This window comes from Priestia sp. USM5 (assembly GCF_058323215.1).
On sequence record NZ_JBSGKN010000001.1, the window covers coordinates 1,118,773 to 1,135,370 of the forward strand.

Below are 16,598 nucleotides of genomic sequence, written 5' to 3' on the forward strand. Positions count from 1 at the left end.
ATGGGAAACCAAAGCATATAAGACAAGCTACTACAAAAAATAAACAATTCAAAGGAGATAAAAAACATGTTTAATGAAACGTATAAATTATCAAACGGTGTAGAAATTCCGCTATTAGGCCTGGGTACTTGGCTGCTTGATGATGAACAGGCAGCGCAGGCAGTGCGTGATGCGGTATCTAGCGAGTATCGTCATATTGATACGGCACAAGCTTATATGAATGAAGCTGGTATAGGCGAAGGAATCCGTTCATGCGGTGTTGCAAGAGAAGAACTTTTTATTACAACAAAGGTTGCAGCAGAAGCAAAAACTTATGAGGAAGTTACGAATTCCATTGATGAGTCTTTAACAAAGTTGGGGCTGGATTACATTGATCTTCTAATTATCCACAGTCCACAGCCTTGGACGGAGTTTAGAGAAGAGAAACGCTACTTCGAAGAAAACAAAGAGGCATGGAAAGCAATGGAGGATGCTTATAAGGCAGGGAAGGTAAAGGCAATCGGCCTTTCTAACTTCCTTCAGGATGATATAGAGAATATTCTTTCTAGCTGTGAAATCAAGCCTATGGTCAATCAAATATTGGCACATGTGAGCAATACGCCTTTGGAGTTAATTGAGTTCTGCCAGAAGAATGGTATCTTAGTAGAAGCATATTCACCAATTGCGCACGGTGCGGTTCTTGATAATAAAGAAGTGAAGGTAATAGCTGATAAATACGGAGTGTCTGTTGCTCAACTTTGCCTGCGCTATGATATTCAGCTTGGTCTTGCAGTCATTCCTAAGACGGCAAATCCAGATCATATGAGAATCAATGCAAAGCTTGATTTTGGGATCAGCGATGCAGATATGGAGACTTTGAAAAATGTAGAACCTATTCGAGATTATGGTGAGCATAGCTACTTCCCGGTATTTGGCGGGAAATTAAAATAAACGGCTAACGAATGAGGACTTTTTATAGCAATGAATGATAGTATTGGAGGAATCAAAATGGCAAAACATGAAGAAGTAAAAAATGGCGTTATTTTTCCAGTAGGTGAAAAGAATGAAGCGTATGCACAATTTTTTGTTGGACAAAGTTATCTCCAAACCTTAATCGCAGATCCTAAAGTGAACGTTGGAGTTGGAAATGTAACCTTTGAACCTGGATGCCGCAATAACTGGCATATTCATCGTGATGGATTTCAGCTTCTATTAGTAACAGGGGGCGAAGGTTGGTACCAAGAAGAAGGAAAACCTGCACAATTCTTAAAAGCTGGAGATGTTATTGTGACGCATGATGGTGTCAAACATTGGCATGGTGCTGCAAAAGACAGCTGGTTTGAACACATTGCCATCACTGCCGGTACGCCGGAATGGTTAGAACCAGTAACGGATGAGGAATATAATAGCATAAAATAATAGATCGTATGTATCTTAGAAGCAAAAACCCTACGGATTATTCCTAATAATCCGTAGGGTTTTTATTATGCGTTCAAGATGTCATAGGAAATAGCCTTAACGCTATAAAAGTTCACCAATTGATTTGTTTTCCATCTTTAAAAAAGCCTCCGGAAGGTCCTTCAGGTCCAATCGTTGCCAACCAAAGGATAGAACTAGCAGCTTGCTGTGGCGTTCTTGGAGCCGATGGTCCACCCATATCTGAGCTTACCCATCCCGGATCGACCGCGTTAATTTTGATATCTTTGGTGCTTTCTGCAGCTATTAACTGCGTTAAGCCATTTAAAATGAGCTTAGATAACTTATAAGCGCCCACTCCTGAAGAAGACATTTCACTCATTGCGCCATATTCTGATGAAACATTAATAATTCTTCCGTAGGCTTGCTGTTCCATAAGGGGCATAAAGGAACGGATTACATGGTAGGCACCGAAGAAATTCGTTTCTAGCGTTTTCTCTAGAACAGAAGGATCCATATCTACTAACTTTTGATTTTTATCTAAATATATGCCCGCGTTATTAATTAGCACATCCAATCTTCCATATTGCTCACTTACTTTAGCCGCAGCTTGACCGATACTTGTTTGATTGTTTATATCCATTGTCAAAAACGAAACATCAAGATGAGAGTCTTTCAGTTTTTGCATGGCTTTATGTCCGCTTTCTGAATTTCGGCTTGTCAAAATGACTTTAAAACCATCCACCGCCAATTGTCTCACTAGTTCATAGCCAATACCGCGATTTCCTCCGGTGGCGAGTGCAACTTTAGTATGTTTTTCCATTTCAAGTCCTCCATTTTTATTTATTAATTCTGTAAGCATTGACTAGAATAGATTTCAGTTTTTCATAGATGTAATAAAAGAAAACAAAGGGATCCTACTAGGGATCCCGAAAGAAAGTTGCGTTGATGTCTTATTTCGAAAGTTGACTTACAGGACGTTTCATATAACTTCTTGGTAAAATAAATACTACGCTCAATACTAATGACAAGATGCCCACTAGTACAACGTATTGTATACCCATTCCTGATATAAACAGTCCACCCACGGCTGTACCAATCGTTGTTCCTAAGTTAACGGATGCTAAAAATAATCCATTCGCGAAATCAGGGGCTTCTGGAGCTGCTGATGAAATCCAATATTGGTTAATATTCGTTCCTATACCAGCAAATATTCCCCAAACTAAAGTCATGATAGCCATCGGCCAAGTAAACTGTCCGATAAAGAATAAAATGATGTAAACGATTCCCAATGCGAAAGGAAAAACGACTACCGTTTTAATGGCATTTTTCGTAAGTAATTTCCCTGCGATAATGTTTCCGATAATATTTGCCACACCGTACAGAACCAGCATGAAACTAATTAATTGCCCAGAGAGGTTCGTAACGCTTTTAAGATACTCAGCAAGATAGCTATATACCCCAAATACTGCTGAATTGAGTAAAAGGACAGCAATGATCGAAAGCCAAGTAACGGGTTTTTTTAATACGCTGAGCTGTGCTCCGTATGAAAGTCTTTCTTTAACAGGCATTGAAGGGAAGAATGCCCACGTAGCAATAAATACTATCGCATTAATAACAGCAAAAAACGTCATGGACAGTTGAAACGAGACTGTACTTGCAAGAAAACTTGCGATCGGCACACCAAGTACCATACCTGCAGATACGCCAATAAAGACTTTTGAAACAGCTTTTGGAGCCTCTTCCTTGTTAACTGAGTTCGCCGCCATTGTAAAAGCTGCTGAAAAATAAATTGGATGAAAAATAGCTGGAATCACACGCGCAATGATGGCAATAGCAAAATTAGAAGTAAAGATAGAGATAATGTTACCTAAAATGAAAATACCAAGTACAAGCAGCATTGCCTTCTTGCGATTGACTCCCGAAAATAATAACGGCATCGTTGGACCGGATATTGACACAGTAAGCGCGAAGAGACTAACCAGCCATCCTGCCTTTGATACACTGATATGAAAGTGATCCGCAATGTAGGGTAATATCCCTATAACGCCCATTTCGGTATTGATAATACCGAAAGCTCCTAAAGTTAAGACAAATATAAGTAGCTTGTTTTGTTTAGACATAAAATAAAAATCCTTCTTTCTAAAAAATGTTGTGTTCTAGTTGCTGTAAAGCGGGTTGTTTAAAGGTGTATTGTCATGTTTTTACTTAGTCACTTTTTCAATTCTACCTGTAAAATCACCATCAACATTTTCAACATTTTCTTTTCCTGATTCAATTTGACCTAGTATGATAAGGTCGTTTGTAGCATCTTCAAGACCTTTGTAAAAAATAGCTACATTTCCCCAAGGAGCGTAATAAGCAAAGTCTCCTTTTTTGGATAGGTCTTCGGCTTGTACATCATCTATAGATAATCTTTTTTGTAAAATACTAACTTTCTCTTTACCGATATAATCTTCAAACGTTACGGTTAAAGGCAGTTGAGCTAGAAAATCCTTGCTTGCTGGGTTATCGTACATCCTAACAAACACTTCTTTGTTGTTGAACGTTAACTTTATTCTTGTATTTGAAATACTATCTTCTTCTGTTTGTTCTGGTACTCGGTTTAAATGCTTACTGGCATTATGGTCGGTTGCAGAAGAATTATTGTTGCCGCAAGCAGCGAGTGCAGCGCTTATTACTAAGATAGAAGGCAGATATAACATTTTTTTCATCTTAAGATCCTTTCCACATTGAATTATTAAATATGTTGATGGTGTGATATGAACTTCTTTGTTGTTTATTCTAACGGCTTCTTCCAAATATAAAAAATACTTATATCTTATATCATGATATGTTTGATAAGCATTTCTGGAGTGTATATACTAAAGCTTATGAAAGGAGGAGAGGGATATAGAAATTCGAGTTTTGCGGTATTTTCTTACGGTTGCAAGAGAAGGAAACATCACGAAAGCCGCTGATGTTTTGCATGTGACACAGCCAACACTGTCTAGACAATTAAAAGATCTTGAACAAGAGTTAGGCAAAAAATTATTTATTCGCAGCAGTCACAGTATCATTTTGACAGATGAAGGAATGCTTCTGCGAAACAGGGCAGAGGAAATTGTTAATATGGTCGATAAATTAGAGGCGGAGTTTAGTTCCATGGAAGAAACAATAGGTGGTGATATTTATATAGGGGGCGGGGAGACAGAAGCAATGAAACATATTGCACGAGTCGCAAAAGATGTGCAGGTACGTTATCCCAATATACGATATCACCTCTACAGCGGAAACGAAGAAGATATAACGGAACGGCTTGACAAGGGGCTGCTTGACTTTGGCATTTTAATTCAACCGGCTGATATTTCAAAATATAATTATCTTAATATCCCTGCCAAAGATGTTTGGGGCGTTGTGATGAGAAGAGACAGTCCTCTTGCCCTCAAAGAAAGCATTCAAGCTGCGGATTTATTAAACGCTCCACTAATCTGTTCACGACAGGCCATGAAGCAGACATTTTCAAAAAATGAATTTTCGGATTGGTTTGGCGAAGACTTTCATAAATTAAACATCGTTACTACATACAATCTTGCATATAATGCTGCCATTATGGTTGAAGAAGGCATTGGGTATGCCATAACACTTGATAAAATAGTCAATACGTCTACTAATAGCAACCTTTGTTTCAGGCCGTTACAGCCAAGACTTGAATCAGGTTTAAATATTGTGTGGAAAAAGCATCATGTTCTTTCAGCTGCAGCTGATGCGTTTTTAAAAGAACTGCAGGGGGAATTTTCACAAACTCTAAACTGACAGCGCATCGGTCTAGTTCAAACAAATGGAGTAAAAAGACTTATCTATACGGTATGGTAGATAAGTCTTTTTACTGCAGGTATGGAGGTGATGTTAAGAGCCTTAGGATGTTTTATTAGGATGTATTAACTCCCATTCGCCAGGGTTAGTGTCATCTGGCGATAAACCGTTAATAATATCAAGATAATGATTAGCTTTTTCGTCCATATATTTTACAGTTCTTTTAGCTTCCTTTACGGAGAGCGATTGAAGATAAAAGAGACGTACCTAAAAATAGCAGGCTTGAACGAGTAAGCGCTGATTAGAGACCGGTTAACTTTCATAGATCTTAATGGAATATAGATGTATAAAAGCGTAGCCTGTCACGAGTTCACGCTTTTATAGTGAGAGCTTAAAACGTAGACTTCATTTTTCAAAGAAGAAATTTTTAAAAAGATAAGTGAGACGAACATTTCACTAATTTTTCACTATTAGATGCTAGTATAAATATCAGTAATGCAATACAACATTTTCTATAGAACTCCCCTATTTAGGCTGACCTTTTAAGGTGAGCTTTTTTTGTGTCTGCAATTAATATGCTCCATAGAATATGGAAAAAAGTAAATATAGGCACTCCAATAAAAGCGATAAAAGCTGAAGCAATAAGAGAAGCAATCCAATAAAACTTCCATTTGCTAAAGAATTGGTAAACTAATGTAAGTATAACCGGGATAACTGCAAAATCAACGGAATTAAAACGATGAGTAAAGACCAATAATTGATGAGGGTAGCTCCATACGCCAAAGAACTTCCCGAGTTCATCCACAGTACCAACTAAAACAAAGCTAATGAAAAATACTAAGAGAATAAATATTATTCGTTGTCGGTCAATGAGGAGATAAAAAACGAATAGAAAAGCGCACTTAAAATGATAATTAGCCACCATTGAGCACTAAATAAATCATGATGAAGCCAGTAATCGTATTGTTTATCATTAACACGCTGGGTAAGAACTTCTAACTGATTAACCATAAACACCACCTCCTTACGAGTATGTGTGAAAAAGAGGTGGTTCATGCAATTAGTCACTTCGTTAGATTTTTTCTTTTTATGGGTTTTGTAATGTATTAAATAAAAAAGGAAATCTACAGCGCTTGTTCTGAGCTTACGTTATTTTGTTTAAATGTCGTATGAATCATAAAGGCAATAAGAATGGAGGCTAGGACTAGAGAAGAGCCTGCCGTACCTAAGTCTAAACCACCTTTTTCATGTGGCTTTGTCAAAAGATCTCCAAATGTTGCTCCGAAAGGGCGAGTCAAAACGAATGCTACCCAAAATAAAAATACACGAGAAATCTTTGTATAGAAGGTACATATAACAATGAATGCTAGTAAGCTGCCAATTAAAATAGCTCCACCTATATATCCAAGGCCAGACGTATCAGACAAAAAATCTCCTAAAGCTGTACCTAATGTGTTTGAGAAAAGGATGGCAATCCAATAAAGTATTTCAGCCTTGCGGTTTCTAATATAGTTGATATTTAATGAACGCTCGCTAAAATACCAGTATGCAAATATCGACAACAATATAGTGATTAATATCATCGAGCCTTTTGCGTAACCTAATGCCAGTGTACGATCCATAAAATCAGACATAGTTGTGCCAGCTACGCTAGTTGACAGAATAACAGTCCAATAAAGGGCCGGAATATATCTCTTAGAGCTTAGTTGAGCTACAAGTGTAATTAAAAATATGCTAAAAAAGATCAGCGTACTAACTGCATATCCAACTCCTAATGTTTGTGCTAATAAGTCACCTGCGGTTTCACCCAGTGTCGTAGCAGAAATCTTCATAATCCAAAAAACAAGGGTAATTTGTGCAATTTTATTCATTGGCGAAGATGCTTGCATTTTTAATTTTTCTCTCCTTCCTGTGCTAAGTGTTTATTCTCTTAAATAAACGGCACACTTGCCTAACGTTTTTCTTAAAGAAATTTTTTAAAAGCTTCATCGCTGCAATTCAAACTGTACAGTCTTTTTCTAAAATCAAAATGAAAAATAAATAAGAATTTAATGAGATTTTTATAAAAAACTTTTTATTAATGTTTTATCAACTCTGTTGCACCATGATGTTTTTATAAAAATAAAATATTTATTTTTTATCGGATTCTCATTTTAATTTCATTTAAATTTCATTACACAGTATTAAATTTAAATTATGTGAGCCAAGTTTTTTAAACATAACGTTATGCCTTCAGCTTTTGAAACTAGAAAATAAGTACAATTCATTAAAAGAAGGAGAACGTTGAACAGTTGTTAAGAGGTCAAAGATGATGATACTTAAGAAATTTTTAAGAAACAGCTATTAAGATTATAAATAGCATGACTATTGGTAGGAAGGTGCCATTTTGATACGTTTTCAAAGAAAGAAGAAAAGACATACATATATTTTGATAGGAGGGATTCTTACTGTAGGAGGACTTATTTTTGTTGGAACCTTGTACAAAGGTAGCTTACTTTCTTTAGACAAGCTTTCTTGGAGTGAACCTCAACAAGTGAGTCAATTATTTTCCACTTACAAAGAAAACTCTATCTTAAAGAATAAGCTAGCCACTGAAAATCAGGAGGAAGCAAATGCTTATAAGTTGGAATATGAAAATAAAGTCTTTAAAAAAATTTTAAAAGCAGAAGATCAGGTGAAAACCTATAATCCTGTAACAGCTACCGTAATTGGCCGCTCAACGAACAACTGGAACAATGAATTAACAATTGATAAAGGAAAGAAGCAGGGGTTAAAAATAGATATGAATGTGCTAGGTACAAATGGAGTTATTGGGAAGGTATCCAAAGTTTTTTCGTCAACCTCTATCGTAGAACTAATTAGCTCAAACCTTAGGACAAATCGTATGGCGGTAATGTTAAAGGATAGGAAAAGCGTGAATGGAACATTAGAAGGCTACGATGATAAAAAAGGTAATTTAATTATTAGAAAAATCCCTAGTGAGGCTGAGGTTAATGTAGGAGATAAAGTTCAAACCTCTCCTATCAGTTCAATCTTTCAAAGGAAATTAGCCTTAGGAAAAGTCATCAAAGTAAAGCCTGATGAATATGGATTAACGCAATTGGCCGTTGTAAAACCCTCATCCAACTTTAATGACATTAGTGAAGTAATTGTTATTAAAGCAAAGGACAATGGGTAGGGAATTTAATATCACATTCTAATAGAAGTCTTTTATCTTATGTTTTTATGTTCAGCACTTAAAATTTCTTATTGTCCACTGAGATGTTGGTTTGTGATAGCTATACACTTCTCTTTATTATTGGAAAGAGCGATCGATATGCAAAGCAAAAATATAGAGATTGAAAAGAGGGGTTAGTTAGATGAAAGAAAGTATTTTAATTGTGGAAGATGAAGTAGAAATAGGCAATATATTAAAAATGGAACTTGAACATGAAGGTTACCAAGTGAAAATTAAAAACAATGGAAGAGATGGTCTCGAAATGGCCTTATCAAATATGTTTGATTTAATTTTACTTGACATTATGCTACCGGAAATGAGTGGTATAGAGGTCTTGCGTAAAGTAAGAAAGAGAGAAAATTACGTGCCCATTATTCTTTTGACAGCTCGCAACTCAACTCTAGACAAAATACTGGGGTTAGATCATGGCGCAAACGATTATATAACTAAGCCATTTAAAACTGAAGAATTGCTGGCTCGGATACGTTCTTTACTACGTTATAAGCACCTTGTTATTAGGAATAAGGTAGAAAAAGACTCGTTATTATTAATTGAAGATATGGTTATAAATACTGAATCAAGAGAAGTAACTAGAGCTGGGCAAAAAATCAGCTTAACCCCTAAAGAGTATGATTTATTAATTTACTTAGTCATCCATAAAAATAAGACGGTTACTCGTGAAGGAATCTTACTAAATGTATGGGGATATGAATACGAAGGAGATACAAATATACTTGATGTTTATATAAGTTATTTGAGAAAGAAAATTGAAGAAGGGTTTAGTCCCTCACTCATTGAGACTGTTCGAGGTATAGGATACACCATTAAAGAAAGTTAAAGAAACAAGGAAAGCAACTTTATATGATTCATTAAAGAAGATTAAGAAATAAATTCATTTATTCTTAATCTCTTTTTTATTCAAATCTAATTTTTATTTGATAAATTGAAGAAAAGCCTATAAAGAAGAAAGTCATAGAAAACTTATTTCATATTTCTTCTTATTATCTTTCAAAATTGAGGGATATAGTACTAGTACTCATATTCATTTGTAGAAGCAGTTTTTACGTTTTTAATTTTTAGACAAAGGAGAGTACTTTATATGCAAAAGGTACTAATTGTAGAGGATGAAGAAGGATTAGTAGAATTTTTAGAATTAGAACTAAAATATGAAGGATATTTAGTTGACGTAGCTTACGATGGTCGTACTGGTTTAGATAAAGCAACCAAGCAGAAGTACGATATTATATTATTGGATTTAATGATGCCTGGATTAAATGGAATTGAGGTATGCAGAAGACTAAGAACAACTAAGGATACTCCTGTTATTATGCTCACAGCTAAGGATAGTGTCATGGACAGGGTAATGGGGCTTGATAATGGAGCTGACGATTATTTGTCCAAACCATTTGCAATTGAAGAATTATTTGCAAGAATGCGAGTCATTTTTAGACGTCAAGAAAACAACAAGATGCTGAATCAGAAGCTACTATTAACATTTAAAGATATTGAACTTGATTTGGAATCAAGAACAGTGATAAAAGAAAAAAAACTAATTGAACTCACGAATAAAGAATTTGAACTCCTAGCCATTTTTATGCGTAACATTAACAAAGTATTAACGAGAGACATACTTTTAGAGCAAGTGTGGGGGTACGATTCAGTTGTTGAAACGAATGTTGTCGATGTATATGTTAGATATTTAAGAAATAAATTAAGTGCGCAGGACAAAGAGTTATATATTCAAACCATCAGAGGGGTTGGGTACGTGATGCGTGATGTTTAAATGAGAAAGTGGATAAAGTGTATAAAAGATTTACCTATAAGATGGAAGATAACGTTATGGTCTTCCATGTTTTTATTTTTTCTTTTTCTCTCTTATAACCTCTTTCAATACATTGTGATTGATAACGGTATTTTAAATTATGAGAAGCAAAATGGTATTCATCAATTAAACGAGGTTCTCGCTTTTATTCAATCTGATGATGAACCTTTATCCTTAAAACAAATTGAAAACAGTGAAGGATACTTATCGAAAATTAATGAAAAGAATCAGTTGATTCGTGTTCTTGATAGGAAAGGGAACATTATAACCAGTACCTCAAACAATGTTTCACCAAACTGGCAGCAACCGAAGGCGGTGAAGCACAAAGAGTATAAAGTGATTCGAAACCACGATGAACGTCTACTCGTTCTTCGTTCTCCAATTGTCACCGACAACTTCACTGGAACGGTTGAAATTGTTAGAAATATGGAGATGTCTGATGCTTTTATGGACAAGATTTTTTTATTAATGCTTGCTGCAGGGATAGGCTCACTAATCTTTAGTATTCTAGGTGGAACCATTCTAGCAAAGAAAATACTATCTAACGTTCAAGCGTTAACATTGACGATGAAAAAAATAAAAACAAATGGCCTTGAAGAACGTGTTCCAGTTAATGAAAAAAACGATGAATTTGCTCAATTAGGCAGTTTATTTAATGAGTTGATGGATAGCCTTGAAGACTCCTTTTTACAGCAAAAACAGTTTGTAGAGGACGCTTCACATGAATTAAGAACTCCGTTAGCCATTATCCAAGGACATTTGACATTGTTAAATCGGTGGGGGAAAAATGATGCAGCAGTATTAGATAAATCCTTGAAATCCAGTCTGAAAGAAGTAGAGCGTTTAACGAATCTTGTGCAAGAATTATTGGAGCTATCCCGAGCTGAAAATAGTCTGATAAATCCTGTAGATGTTGAACCTATTAACGTATTGGCCACTGTTCAACATGTTGTAAGGAATTTTGAAGTACTGTATAACAACTATGAGTTTAAAATAAGACACTCACATGAAAATCTGTACGTGAATATTTCTTCTCGCCATCTAGAACAAATATTAATCATTTTGTTAGATAATGCAGTCAAATATTCTAAGAAGGAAGAGAAAGAGGTAGTTATAGACTGTTTTCTCATCAATGAAAAGGTATCCCTTAAAGTAATGGATAAAGGAATTGGAATTCCAGAAGAGGATATACCTTATATTTTAAATAGATTTTACCGAGTGGATAAGGCAAGGAGCCGAAAACAAGGAGGACTTGGCTTAGGACTGGCTATAGCCAAACGATGGATTGAAAAGTACCACGGTACGATTAACATCGAGAGTAAAGAGGGCGAAGGAACAAATGTAACGGCTGTATTGCCTCTGTTTACTAACTCTCTATAAATGTGCATATAAAACAAGCTCTTTATTTTTAATACTCCTAACTTCAAAAGCAAAGAAGCATCAAAATCTAAAAGTAAAAAGACCTTATCACATTTCATCAAAAGTAGCTTGATAAAGCACAGAAAGTAGAGGTGTCTAGTATGAAGTTGAAGTTTCAATTTACACTTGCTTTTATATTAAGCTTGTTGTCCCTTATTTGTTTTAGTGGGATGGCTCTTTTAATTAATGGATCAAAAATTGTCGCATTTGATCGGTCTATTATATCGCTAATTCAAGGGTTCGAAACTCCTGGGCTAACGACTATTATGAAATGCTTTACTTTTATTGGCTCTACGCCATCTGTTGCAGTGATTTCTCTCTTTAGTTTGTTTTTTCTCTATAAGGTATTAAAACATCGAACGGAGCTTATTTTATTTATCGCGATTATTGTAGGTTCTCCAATCCTCAATGAGCTGCTAAAACTACTTTTTCATCGTGCACGTCCTGATTTCCATCGATTAATCGAAATCAATGGTTATAGCTTTCCAAGTGGGCATGCTATGAGTGCTTTTGCTGTTTACGGCGTCCTTTCATTTTTGCTCTGGCGTCATATTTCTACTCGCTGGGGACGTACACTTTTAATCGTTATTACCACTACAATGATTCTAGCAATAGGTATTAGTCGTATTTACTTAGGCGTGCATTATCCTAGCGACGTTATTGGAGGCTATTTTGCTAGCGGCTGCTGGCTAGCTATTGCTATTTGGTTCTATCAACGCTATCAGGAGAAGAAGGTTGAGCAAAGAAGATCTACTCAAAGTAAAGAATGAATACGATGATATATCAACACGGAAATAATCATATAGGCTAAGGATGCAAGTGACTGGCTTCATAATTAAGTGTGGATTATCAAAAGTACTGATATGAACAGCCAGCATTGATTTATGGACGTTTTTTCAGTAGGGGGAATAAAAAACGAATCTATAAGAACTGCATTTTTTATAAAGATGATACACCACCTAGGAAATGAAATTTTTGATAGCATTCTACTTAAAACAGTCATAAAATTGACTGTTTTTATTATTAGAAAATGTAAAATAACGGTTACTTTTTTCTTGAACTTATTACAAAAAAATCAAATGAAATTGATCCATTTCTATCGATTGTGGCAGAAACTGTTAAATTTTATCTTAAAAAGTGATATTCTTACAGTAATTCAATCAATATACTTTCAAAGCTATTTGTGGATTGAATTTTTACAGTATAAAAAATATTGAGAGTCATGATTACTGTATTACTCTGAGACTAAGGATGAGCAATGTATGAACAAACTTATAATACCAGCCATACTCGTTATATTCGCTTTGTGGATCTTATTACAATTAGCTTTAGACGGGAATATCTTTAAAAACCCGCTAAATTATTTTATCTTAATTACGGTTTTTTTTTTATTTATCAAGCAAGCAAAAGAAAAATAGCCTGACATCGCTGCTGTGTAGTCTATAGTTATAGGCTGCTTTTTCTTTTGGCCGCGTTAAAAATAATTCCATCTATAAGCTAATTAGAAAAAGAAGGTTGAACCTTGCTTTATAAAAAATACCTTACGAACGTAAAATGATTAAAATTTTAAAAAAAATTAAACAGTACCTTGCAATAAACAATAGCTGGTGATATATTGTAATTATTAGGAAGTTATTATAAATCAGTACTATACAATAAACAGTAGTGGACTGTGAAAAGAAAAGGGTGAAGAACAGTGAACGTGCAATTTAAAAAAGGAGTTTTAGAGCTTTGTGTCCTTGTATTACTGGATAAGAAAGACCGCTATGGATATGAATTAGTTCAAAAAATCTCCGATCAAATTGAAATATCAGAAGGGTCGGTATATCCTCTTCTGCGCCGATTAACAAAAGAAGAATATTTTACAACGTATTTAAAGGAATCTACAGAAGGTCCTTCAAGGAAATATTATCAGCTTACCGATAAAGGCAGGGAGTATTTATACGAACTTATCGATGAATGGAACGAATTTTCAAGAGGTGTTAATCAATTAATCAAAGAAGGTGTGAACAATGTCGAAGAGTAAATTTTTACAGCAATTAAATGAATCATTAAAACCATTATCCTCAAAAGAACGAGCAGATATTTTACAAGATTATGAAGAACATTTTTCCATTGGCTTAGAAGAAGGAAAAACAGAAGAAGAAATTGTAGCGTCGCTAGGCTCCCCGAATCAAATAGCCAAAGAATTGCTGGCAGATTATCACGTTGAGCAAGCAACAGCTAAGGCAACAACTCAAAATATTTTGAGAGCCACTTGGGCCGTAATTGGTTTAGCTTTTTTTAATGTAGTAATTGTTCTTGGTCCGGCCGTTGCATTAGCTGGCTTTATTTTATCAGCTTGGGCCATAGGTATATGTTTCTTGCTATCTCCTATTCTAGTTCTCGGTGAGGCTATTGTACATTCAAGCGGCTTTTTTCTCTTTAATTTATTTATGGCGTTAGCATTTTGCGGAATTGGATATTTTATTATGTTAGGTATGTTTGTTGTAACGAAGCTAGCTATAAAAGGCTTTGTACGTTATCTGAAATACAATGTATCACTGGTGAAAGGCGGTTTAAAACGTGTTGAATAAAAAGAAACTCTCCGTTCTTGCAGGCATTCTCATCCTTGTTGGGGTTATAGGAGGCCTCCTTACTTATCGTGCTATTGATCCTGAACCTATTTCAAAAGAAAAAACGATCAACAGCAATCAAGTATCCAAGGTAAACATCGATACGGATAATACTCGTGTTCATGTGTATCCTATCAAAGGTGATAATATCAAAGTAACATTAAAAGGCGAAACATCTCCTAATATAAAAAGAGACTTCACTACTGACGTTAAAAATTCAACGCTTTTTATCTCCTATAATGAACAGCAGCGCAGCTGGGTCAATTTTGACATTGTTAGTGTATTAAAACCGCTATCCATCAACGTTTATCTGCCTGAAAAACAGTATAGTTCATTGGTGATTTCCAGCAACAACGGATATGTGTCTGTTAAAAAATTACGCGCAGCGGATGTTTCTGTTCGTGCAAACAATGGACGTGTGGAATTAGGGGATATTGACTCAGAAAGCCTGAATACAAACGTACACAATGGACTCACAAGCATAAAAAATGCTGCAGCCAAAACAGTTCAAGCAAAAGGAAATAACGGAAAAATAACGCTGAGTAACGTGGAAGGTAGTTTAGAAGGTGAAACCCATAACGGAAGTATCGCTCTTGAAACAGAAGAACTTGATCGAGATATTGACTTTAAAACGCACAATGGAAAGATTACGATTACGACAGAAAAACAACCAAGTGACGTTCAATTTAACGTTTCTGTCGATAATGGAAAAGTCGATATTTTGAATAAATATGATCGTAACGCTGTTATTGGAAATGGAAAGAATATCATTAAACTAGCTACTCACAATGGCAATATTTCAGTAGTAAAGTAACCTATTAGCTATAACTAAATTAAAAAGGTTTCACTCATTGAACGTTGATGAGTGGAACCTTTTTTCTATGCAAGATTAATAAGCTAAAAGCTTGTTACTACACAAAAAATAAATAGTAATATTATATTATTTTGAATTTTTATTCATTTTAATTTATAATTTGGTAAGTGAATGCAGAATAAGGTTCTAATAGAACAATTACTCCAAAACTTGCGTGCTAGAAAAACAAGCTGTATTCATTTTAATCTGAATATTATTAATAGTTTAATTAACTTTGATATCACGCAGGAATGAGAAGGAGAAGCATTCAAAAAAACGACTTTAGGGGGAACAACATGATATTTGGTGTATTGAAAGATAATAAAGTGGGAGAGTATCGAGTAATTATGACGCCTGTGGAGGCTGCTGCTATTAAAGATGATGGTCATACGGTTCTTGTTCAAAAAGATGCGGGCGTACTAGCGGGATTTACGAATGAACAGTATGAAAAAGAAGGGGCGGAAATAGTAGAAACAACAGAAGAGATGTATGAAAGATGTAACTTTATCGCAAAAGTTAAAGAAATTGAAGAAAATGAGTATAAGCTGCTTAAGGAAAATCAAATTATCTATACGTGTATACATCCAGCTGCACACAAAGAGCAGGTACAAGCTATACTCGATAGCAAATGTATTGCGTTCACAGCAGAGGATTCTCATAGATTTGGTTCAGTTAACTGTGAAGCAGCGGGAAAACAAGGTGCATTAATGGGTCTGCAGGCTATGCTGACGATTAACGGCGGGAAAGGAAAATTTGTTAGTGGCTTAGCCGGAGCCCCTGGTATGAAGGTACTTATCCTTGGAGGAGGACTAGTAGGAAGGTCGGCGCTGCAGGTGCTACATTCTTTAGGCGCGTGGTGTACTGTAATGGATATCAATTACGGAACATTAAGAGATATTGGCAAAACGTATAATGAAAAAGTAAATACGCAGCTATCAACTAAGCAAAATATTAAAAAATTGCTTCCTGAAATTGATATGGTGATTAACTGTGTTAAATGGCCAAAGGAACGCGAAGATTATTTAATAGATCGTGATATGCTCAATTTAATGGAAAAAGGATCAGTTATTGTAGATATTAGCAATGATACTGACGGTGCGATTGAGTCCTTCCGTGAAACAACTCATGAAAATCCTACATATATCGAAAATGGTGTCGTTCATTATTGTGTCAGCAATATTCCTGGAGCTATTGCTAATTCTACTTCTGTAGCTTATGCGGCATCTGTATTGCCACATATCCAATCTATCCTAAATTCAGGTGTGAAATCAGCCTGTATTAAAGACGGATTTTTAAGACGAAGCTTAACCGCTTATAAAGGATACCTTACACATGAGGAAACAAGTGCTATCCAAAATAGACCTTGGATCAAACCAGAAGACGTATTACATATAAAAGAAGAAAAACTAGACCCAGCACCACCGGCTACATCAACAAGATCAACTAATTTTTTAAACATGTAACGTTACGAAAGGAGGATAT

19 protein-coding genes are annotated in these 16,598 nt (G+C 35.3%); 13 read left to right on the forward strand and 6 right to left on the reverse strand.

From position 1 onward, the window contains the following. The first annotated feature begins 66 nt into the window (after window positions 1-66). Window positions 67-930, forward strand: a complete 864-nt coding sequence (locus tag ACWATA_RS05860) for an aldo/keto reductase (protein WP_473049636.1) — start codon at window positions 67-69, stop codon at window positions 928-930. A gap of 57 nt (window positions 931-987) precedes the next feature. After that, entirely contained in the window at window positions 988-1,398 is a 411-nt protein-coding gene (locus ACWATA_RS05865) for a cupin domain-containing protein (protein WP_028414898.1), read from the forward strand. A gap of 112 nt (window positions 1,399-1,510) precedes the next feature. On the opposite strand, the gene ACWATA_RS05870 is transcribed toward ACWATA_RS05865, so the two are convergent. From ACWATA_RS05870 to ACWATA_RS05880, 3 genes are all read right to left on the reverse strand, one after another. Next, a complete protein-coding gene (locus ACWATA_RS05870; protein ID WP_473049637.1) occupies window positions 1,511-2,218 on the reverse strand; it encodes an SDR family oxidoreductase in 708 nt (235 codons plus the stop codon). 130 nt (window positions 2,219-2,348) lie between these two features. Continuing rightward, on the reverse strand, window positions 2,349-3,518 hold the full coding sequence (locus ACWATA_RS05875; RefSeq protein WP_473049638.1) for an MFS transporter: 1,170 nt from the start codon (window positions 3,516-3,518) through the stop codon (window positions 2,349-2,351). Between the two features lie 81 nt (window positions 3,519-3,599). Then, window positions 3,600-4,109 carry a cyclophilin-like fold protein gene (locus ACWATA_RS05880; RefSeq protein ID WP_051137135.1) on the reverse strand — a complete coding sequence of 170 codons (510 nt, stop codon included), beginning with the start codon at window positions 4,107-4,109 and terminating at the stop codon, window positions 3,600-3,602. A 178-nt stretch (window positions 4,110-4,287) separates the two neighbouring features. Here ACWATA_RS05880 and ACWATA_RS05885 point away from each other — a divergent pair, with 178 nt between their 5' ends. Next, complete coding sequence (locus ACWATA_RS05885) at window positions 4,288-5,190, forward strand: LysR family transcriptional regulator (RefSeq protein ID WP_028414894.1); 903 nt, start codon at window positions 4,288-4,290, stop codon at window positions 5,188-5,190. Window positions 5,191-5,719: 529 nt separating this feature from the next. On the opposite strand, the gene ACWATA_RS05890 is transcribed toward ACWATA_RS05885, so the two are convergent. From ACWATA_RS05890 to ACWATA_RS05900, 3 genes are all read right to left on the reverse strand, one after another. Further along, window positions 5,720-5,995 (reverse strand): hypothetical protein, encoded by a 276-nt coding sequence (locus tag ACWATA_RS05890; protein WP_140451129.1) that lies wholly within the window; start codon window positions 5,993-5,995, stop codon window positions 5,720-5,722. 47 nt (window positions 5,996-6,042) lie between these two features. After that, entirely contained in the window at window positions 6,043-6,201 is a 159-nt protein-coding gene (locus ACWATA_RS05895; RefSeq protein WP_155017460.1) for a hypothetical protein, read from the reverse strand. A gap of 113 nt (window positions 6,202-6,314) precedes the next feature. After that, window positions 6,315-7,079 (reverse strand): COG4705 family protein, encoded by a 765-nt coding sequence (locus ACWATA_RS05900; protein WP_228123018.1) that lies wholly within the window; start codon window positions 7,077-7,079, stop codon window positions 6,315-6,317. Window positions 7,080-7,723: 644 nt separating this feature from the next. Between ACWATA_RS05900 and mreC the strand changes: the two genes are divergently transcribed. From mreC to ACWATA_RS05950, 10 genes are all read left to right on the forward strand, one after another. Next, on the forward strand, window positions 7,724-8,368 hold the full coding sequence (gene mreC / locus ACWATA_RS05905; protein ID WP_473049639.1) for a rod shape-determining protein MreC: 645 nt from the start codon (window positions 7,724-7,726) through the stop codon (window positions 8,366-8,368). A gap of 181 nt (window positions 8,369-8,549) precedes the next feature. Continuing rightward, window positions 8,550-9,245 carry a response regulator transcription factor gene (locus tag ACWATA_RS05910; RefSeq protein ID WP_028414892.1) on the forward strand — a complete coding sequence of 232 codons (696 nt, stop codon included), beginning with the start codon at window positions 8,550-8,552 and terminating at the stop codon, window positions 9,243-9,245. 261 nt (window positions 9,246-9,506) lie between these two features. Continuing rightward, complete coding sequence (locus ACWATA_RS05915) at window positions 9,507-10,190, forward strand: response regulator transcription factor (RefSeq protein ID WP_154989921.1); 684 nt, start codon at window positions 9,507-9,509, stop codon at window positions 10,188-10,190. Next, complete coding sequence (locus ACWATA_RS05920) at window positions 10,191-11,609, forward strand: HAMP domain-containing sensor histidine kinase (protein ID WP_430093570.1); 1,419 nt, start codon at window positions 10,191-10,193, stop codon at window positions 11,607-11,609. Between the two features lie 140 nt (window positions 11,610-11,749). After that, window positions 11,750-12,418, forward strand: coding sequence for a phosphatase PAP2 family protein (locus ACWATA_RS05925; RefSeq protein WP_028414889.1), 669 nt, complete (start codon window positions 11,750-11,752; stop codon window positions 12,416-12,418). Between the two features lie 492 nt (window positions 12,419-12,910). Next, window positions 12,911-13,066, forward strand: a complete 156-nt coding sequence (locus tag ACWATA_RS05930) for a hypothetical protein (RefSeq protein ID WP_028414887.1) — start codon at window positions 12,911-12,913, stop codon at window positions 13,064-13,066. A 278-nt stretch (window positions 13,067-13,344) separates the two neighbouring features. Further along, on the forward strand, window positions 13,345-13,674 hold the full coding sequence (locus ACWATA_RS05935) for a PadR family transcriptional regulator (protein ID WP_033580026.1): 330 nt from the start codon (window positions 13,345-13,347) through the stop codon (window positions 13,672-13,674). After that, window positions 13,661-14,224: an HAAS signaling domain-containing protein gene (locus ACWATA_RS05940; RefSeq protein ID WP_376184285.1), complete on the forward strand. Its 564-nt coding sequence runs from the start codon at window positions 13,661-13,663 to the stop codon at window positions 14,222-14,224. The genes ACWATA_RS05935 and ACWATA_RS05940 overlap by 14 nt, the downstream gene beginning before the upstream one ends. Further along, window positions 14,214-15,077 carry a DUF4097 family beta strand repeat-containing protein gene (locus ACWATA_RS05945; RefSeq protein WP_376184283.1) on the forward strand — a complete coding sequence of 288 codons (864 nt, stop codon included), beginning with the start codon at window positions 14,214-14,216 and terminating at the stop codon, window positions 15,075-15,077. The genes ACWATA_RS05940 and ACWATA_RS05945 overlap by 11 nt, the downstream gene beginning before the upstream one ends. Window positions 15,078-15,412: 335 nt before the next feature. Further along, entirely contained in the window at window positions 15,413-16,579 is a 1,167-nt protein-coding gene (locus ACWATA_RS05950) for an alanine dehydrogenase (protein WP_376184282.1), read from the forward strand. Window positions 16,580-16,598: the final 19 nt, after the last annotated feature.

Coding starts and splice junctions, on each gene's coding strand:
- ACWATA_RS05860 (WP_473049636.1), top strand. CDS start 67: ATGTTTAATGAAACGTATAAATTATCAAACGGTGTAGAAATTCCGCTA.
- ACWATA_RS05865 (WP_028414898.1), top strand. CDS start 988: ATGGCAAAACATGAAGAAGTAAAAAATGGCGTTATTTTTCCAGTAGGT.
- ACWATA_RS05870 (WP_473049637.1), bottom strand. CDS start 2,218: ATGGAAAAACATACTAAAGTTGCACTCGCCACCGGAGGAAATCGCGGT.
- ACWATA_RS05875 (WP_473049638.1), bottom strand. CDS start 3,518: ATGTCTAAACAAAACAAGCTACTTATATTTGTCTTAACTTTAGGAGCT.
- ACWATA_RS05880 (WP_051137135.1), bottom strand. CDS start 4,109: ATGAAAAAAATGTTATATCTGCCTTCTATCTTAGTAATAAGCGCTGCA.
- ACWATA_RS05895 (WP_155017460.1), bottom strand. CDS start 6,201: ATGGTTAATCAGTTAGAAGTTCTTACCCAGCGTGTTAATGATAAACAA.
- ACWATA_RS05900 (WP_228123018.1), bottom strand. CDS start 7,079: ATGCAAGCATCTTCGCCAATGAATAAAATTGCACAAATTACCCTTGTT.
- ACWATA_RS05910 (WP_028414892.1), top strand. CDS start 8,550: ATGAAAGAAAGTATTTTAATTGTGGAAGATGAAGTAGAAATAGGCAAT.
- ACWATA_RS05915 (WP_154989921.1), top strand. CDS start 9,507: ATGCAAAAGGTACTAATTGTAGAGGATGAAGAAGGATTAGTAGAATTT.
- ACWATA_RS05920 (WP_430093570.1), top strand. CDS start 10,191: ATGAGAAAGTGGATAAAGTGTATAAAAGATTTACCTATAAGATGGAAG.
- ACWATA_RS05925 (WP_028414889.1), top strand. CDS start 11,750: ATGAAGTTGAAGTTTCAATTTACACTTGCTTTTATATTAAGCTTGTTG.
- ACWATA_RS05930 (WP_028414887.1), top strand. CDS start 12,911: ATGAACAAACTTATAATACCAGCCATACTCGTTATATTCGCTTTGTGG.
- ACWATA_RS05940 (WP_376184285.1), top strand. CDS start 13,661: ATGTCGAAGAGTAAATTTTTACAGCAATTAAATGAATCATTAAAACCA.
- ACWATA_RS05950 (WP_376184282.1), top strand. CDS start 15,413: ATGATATTTGGTGTATTGAAAGATAATAAAGTGGGAGAGTATCGAGTA.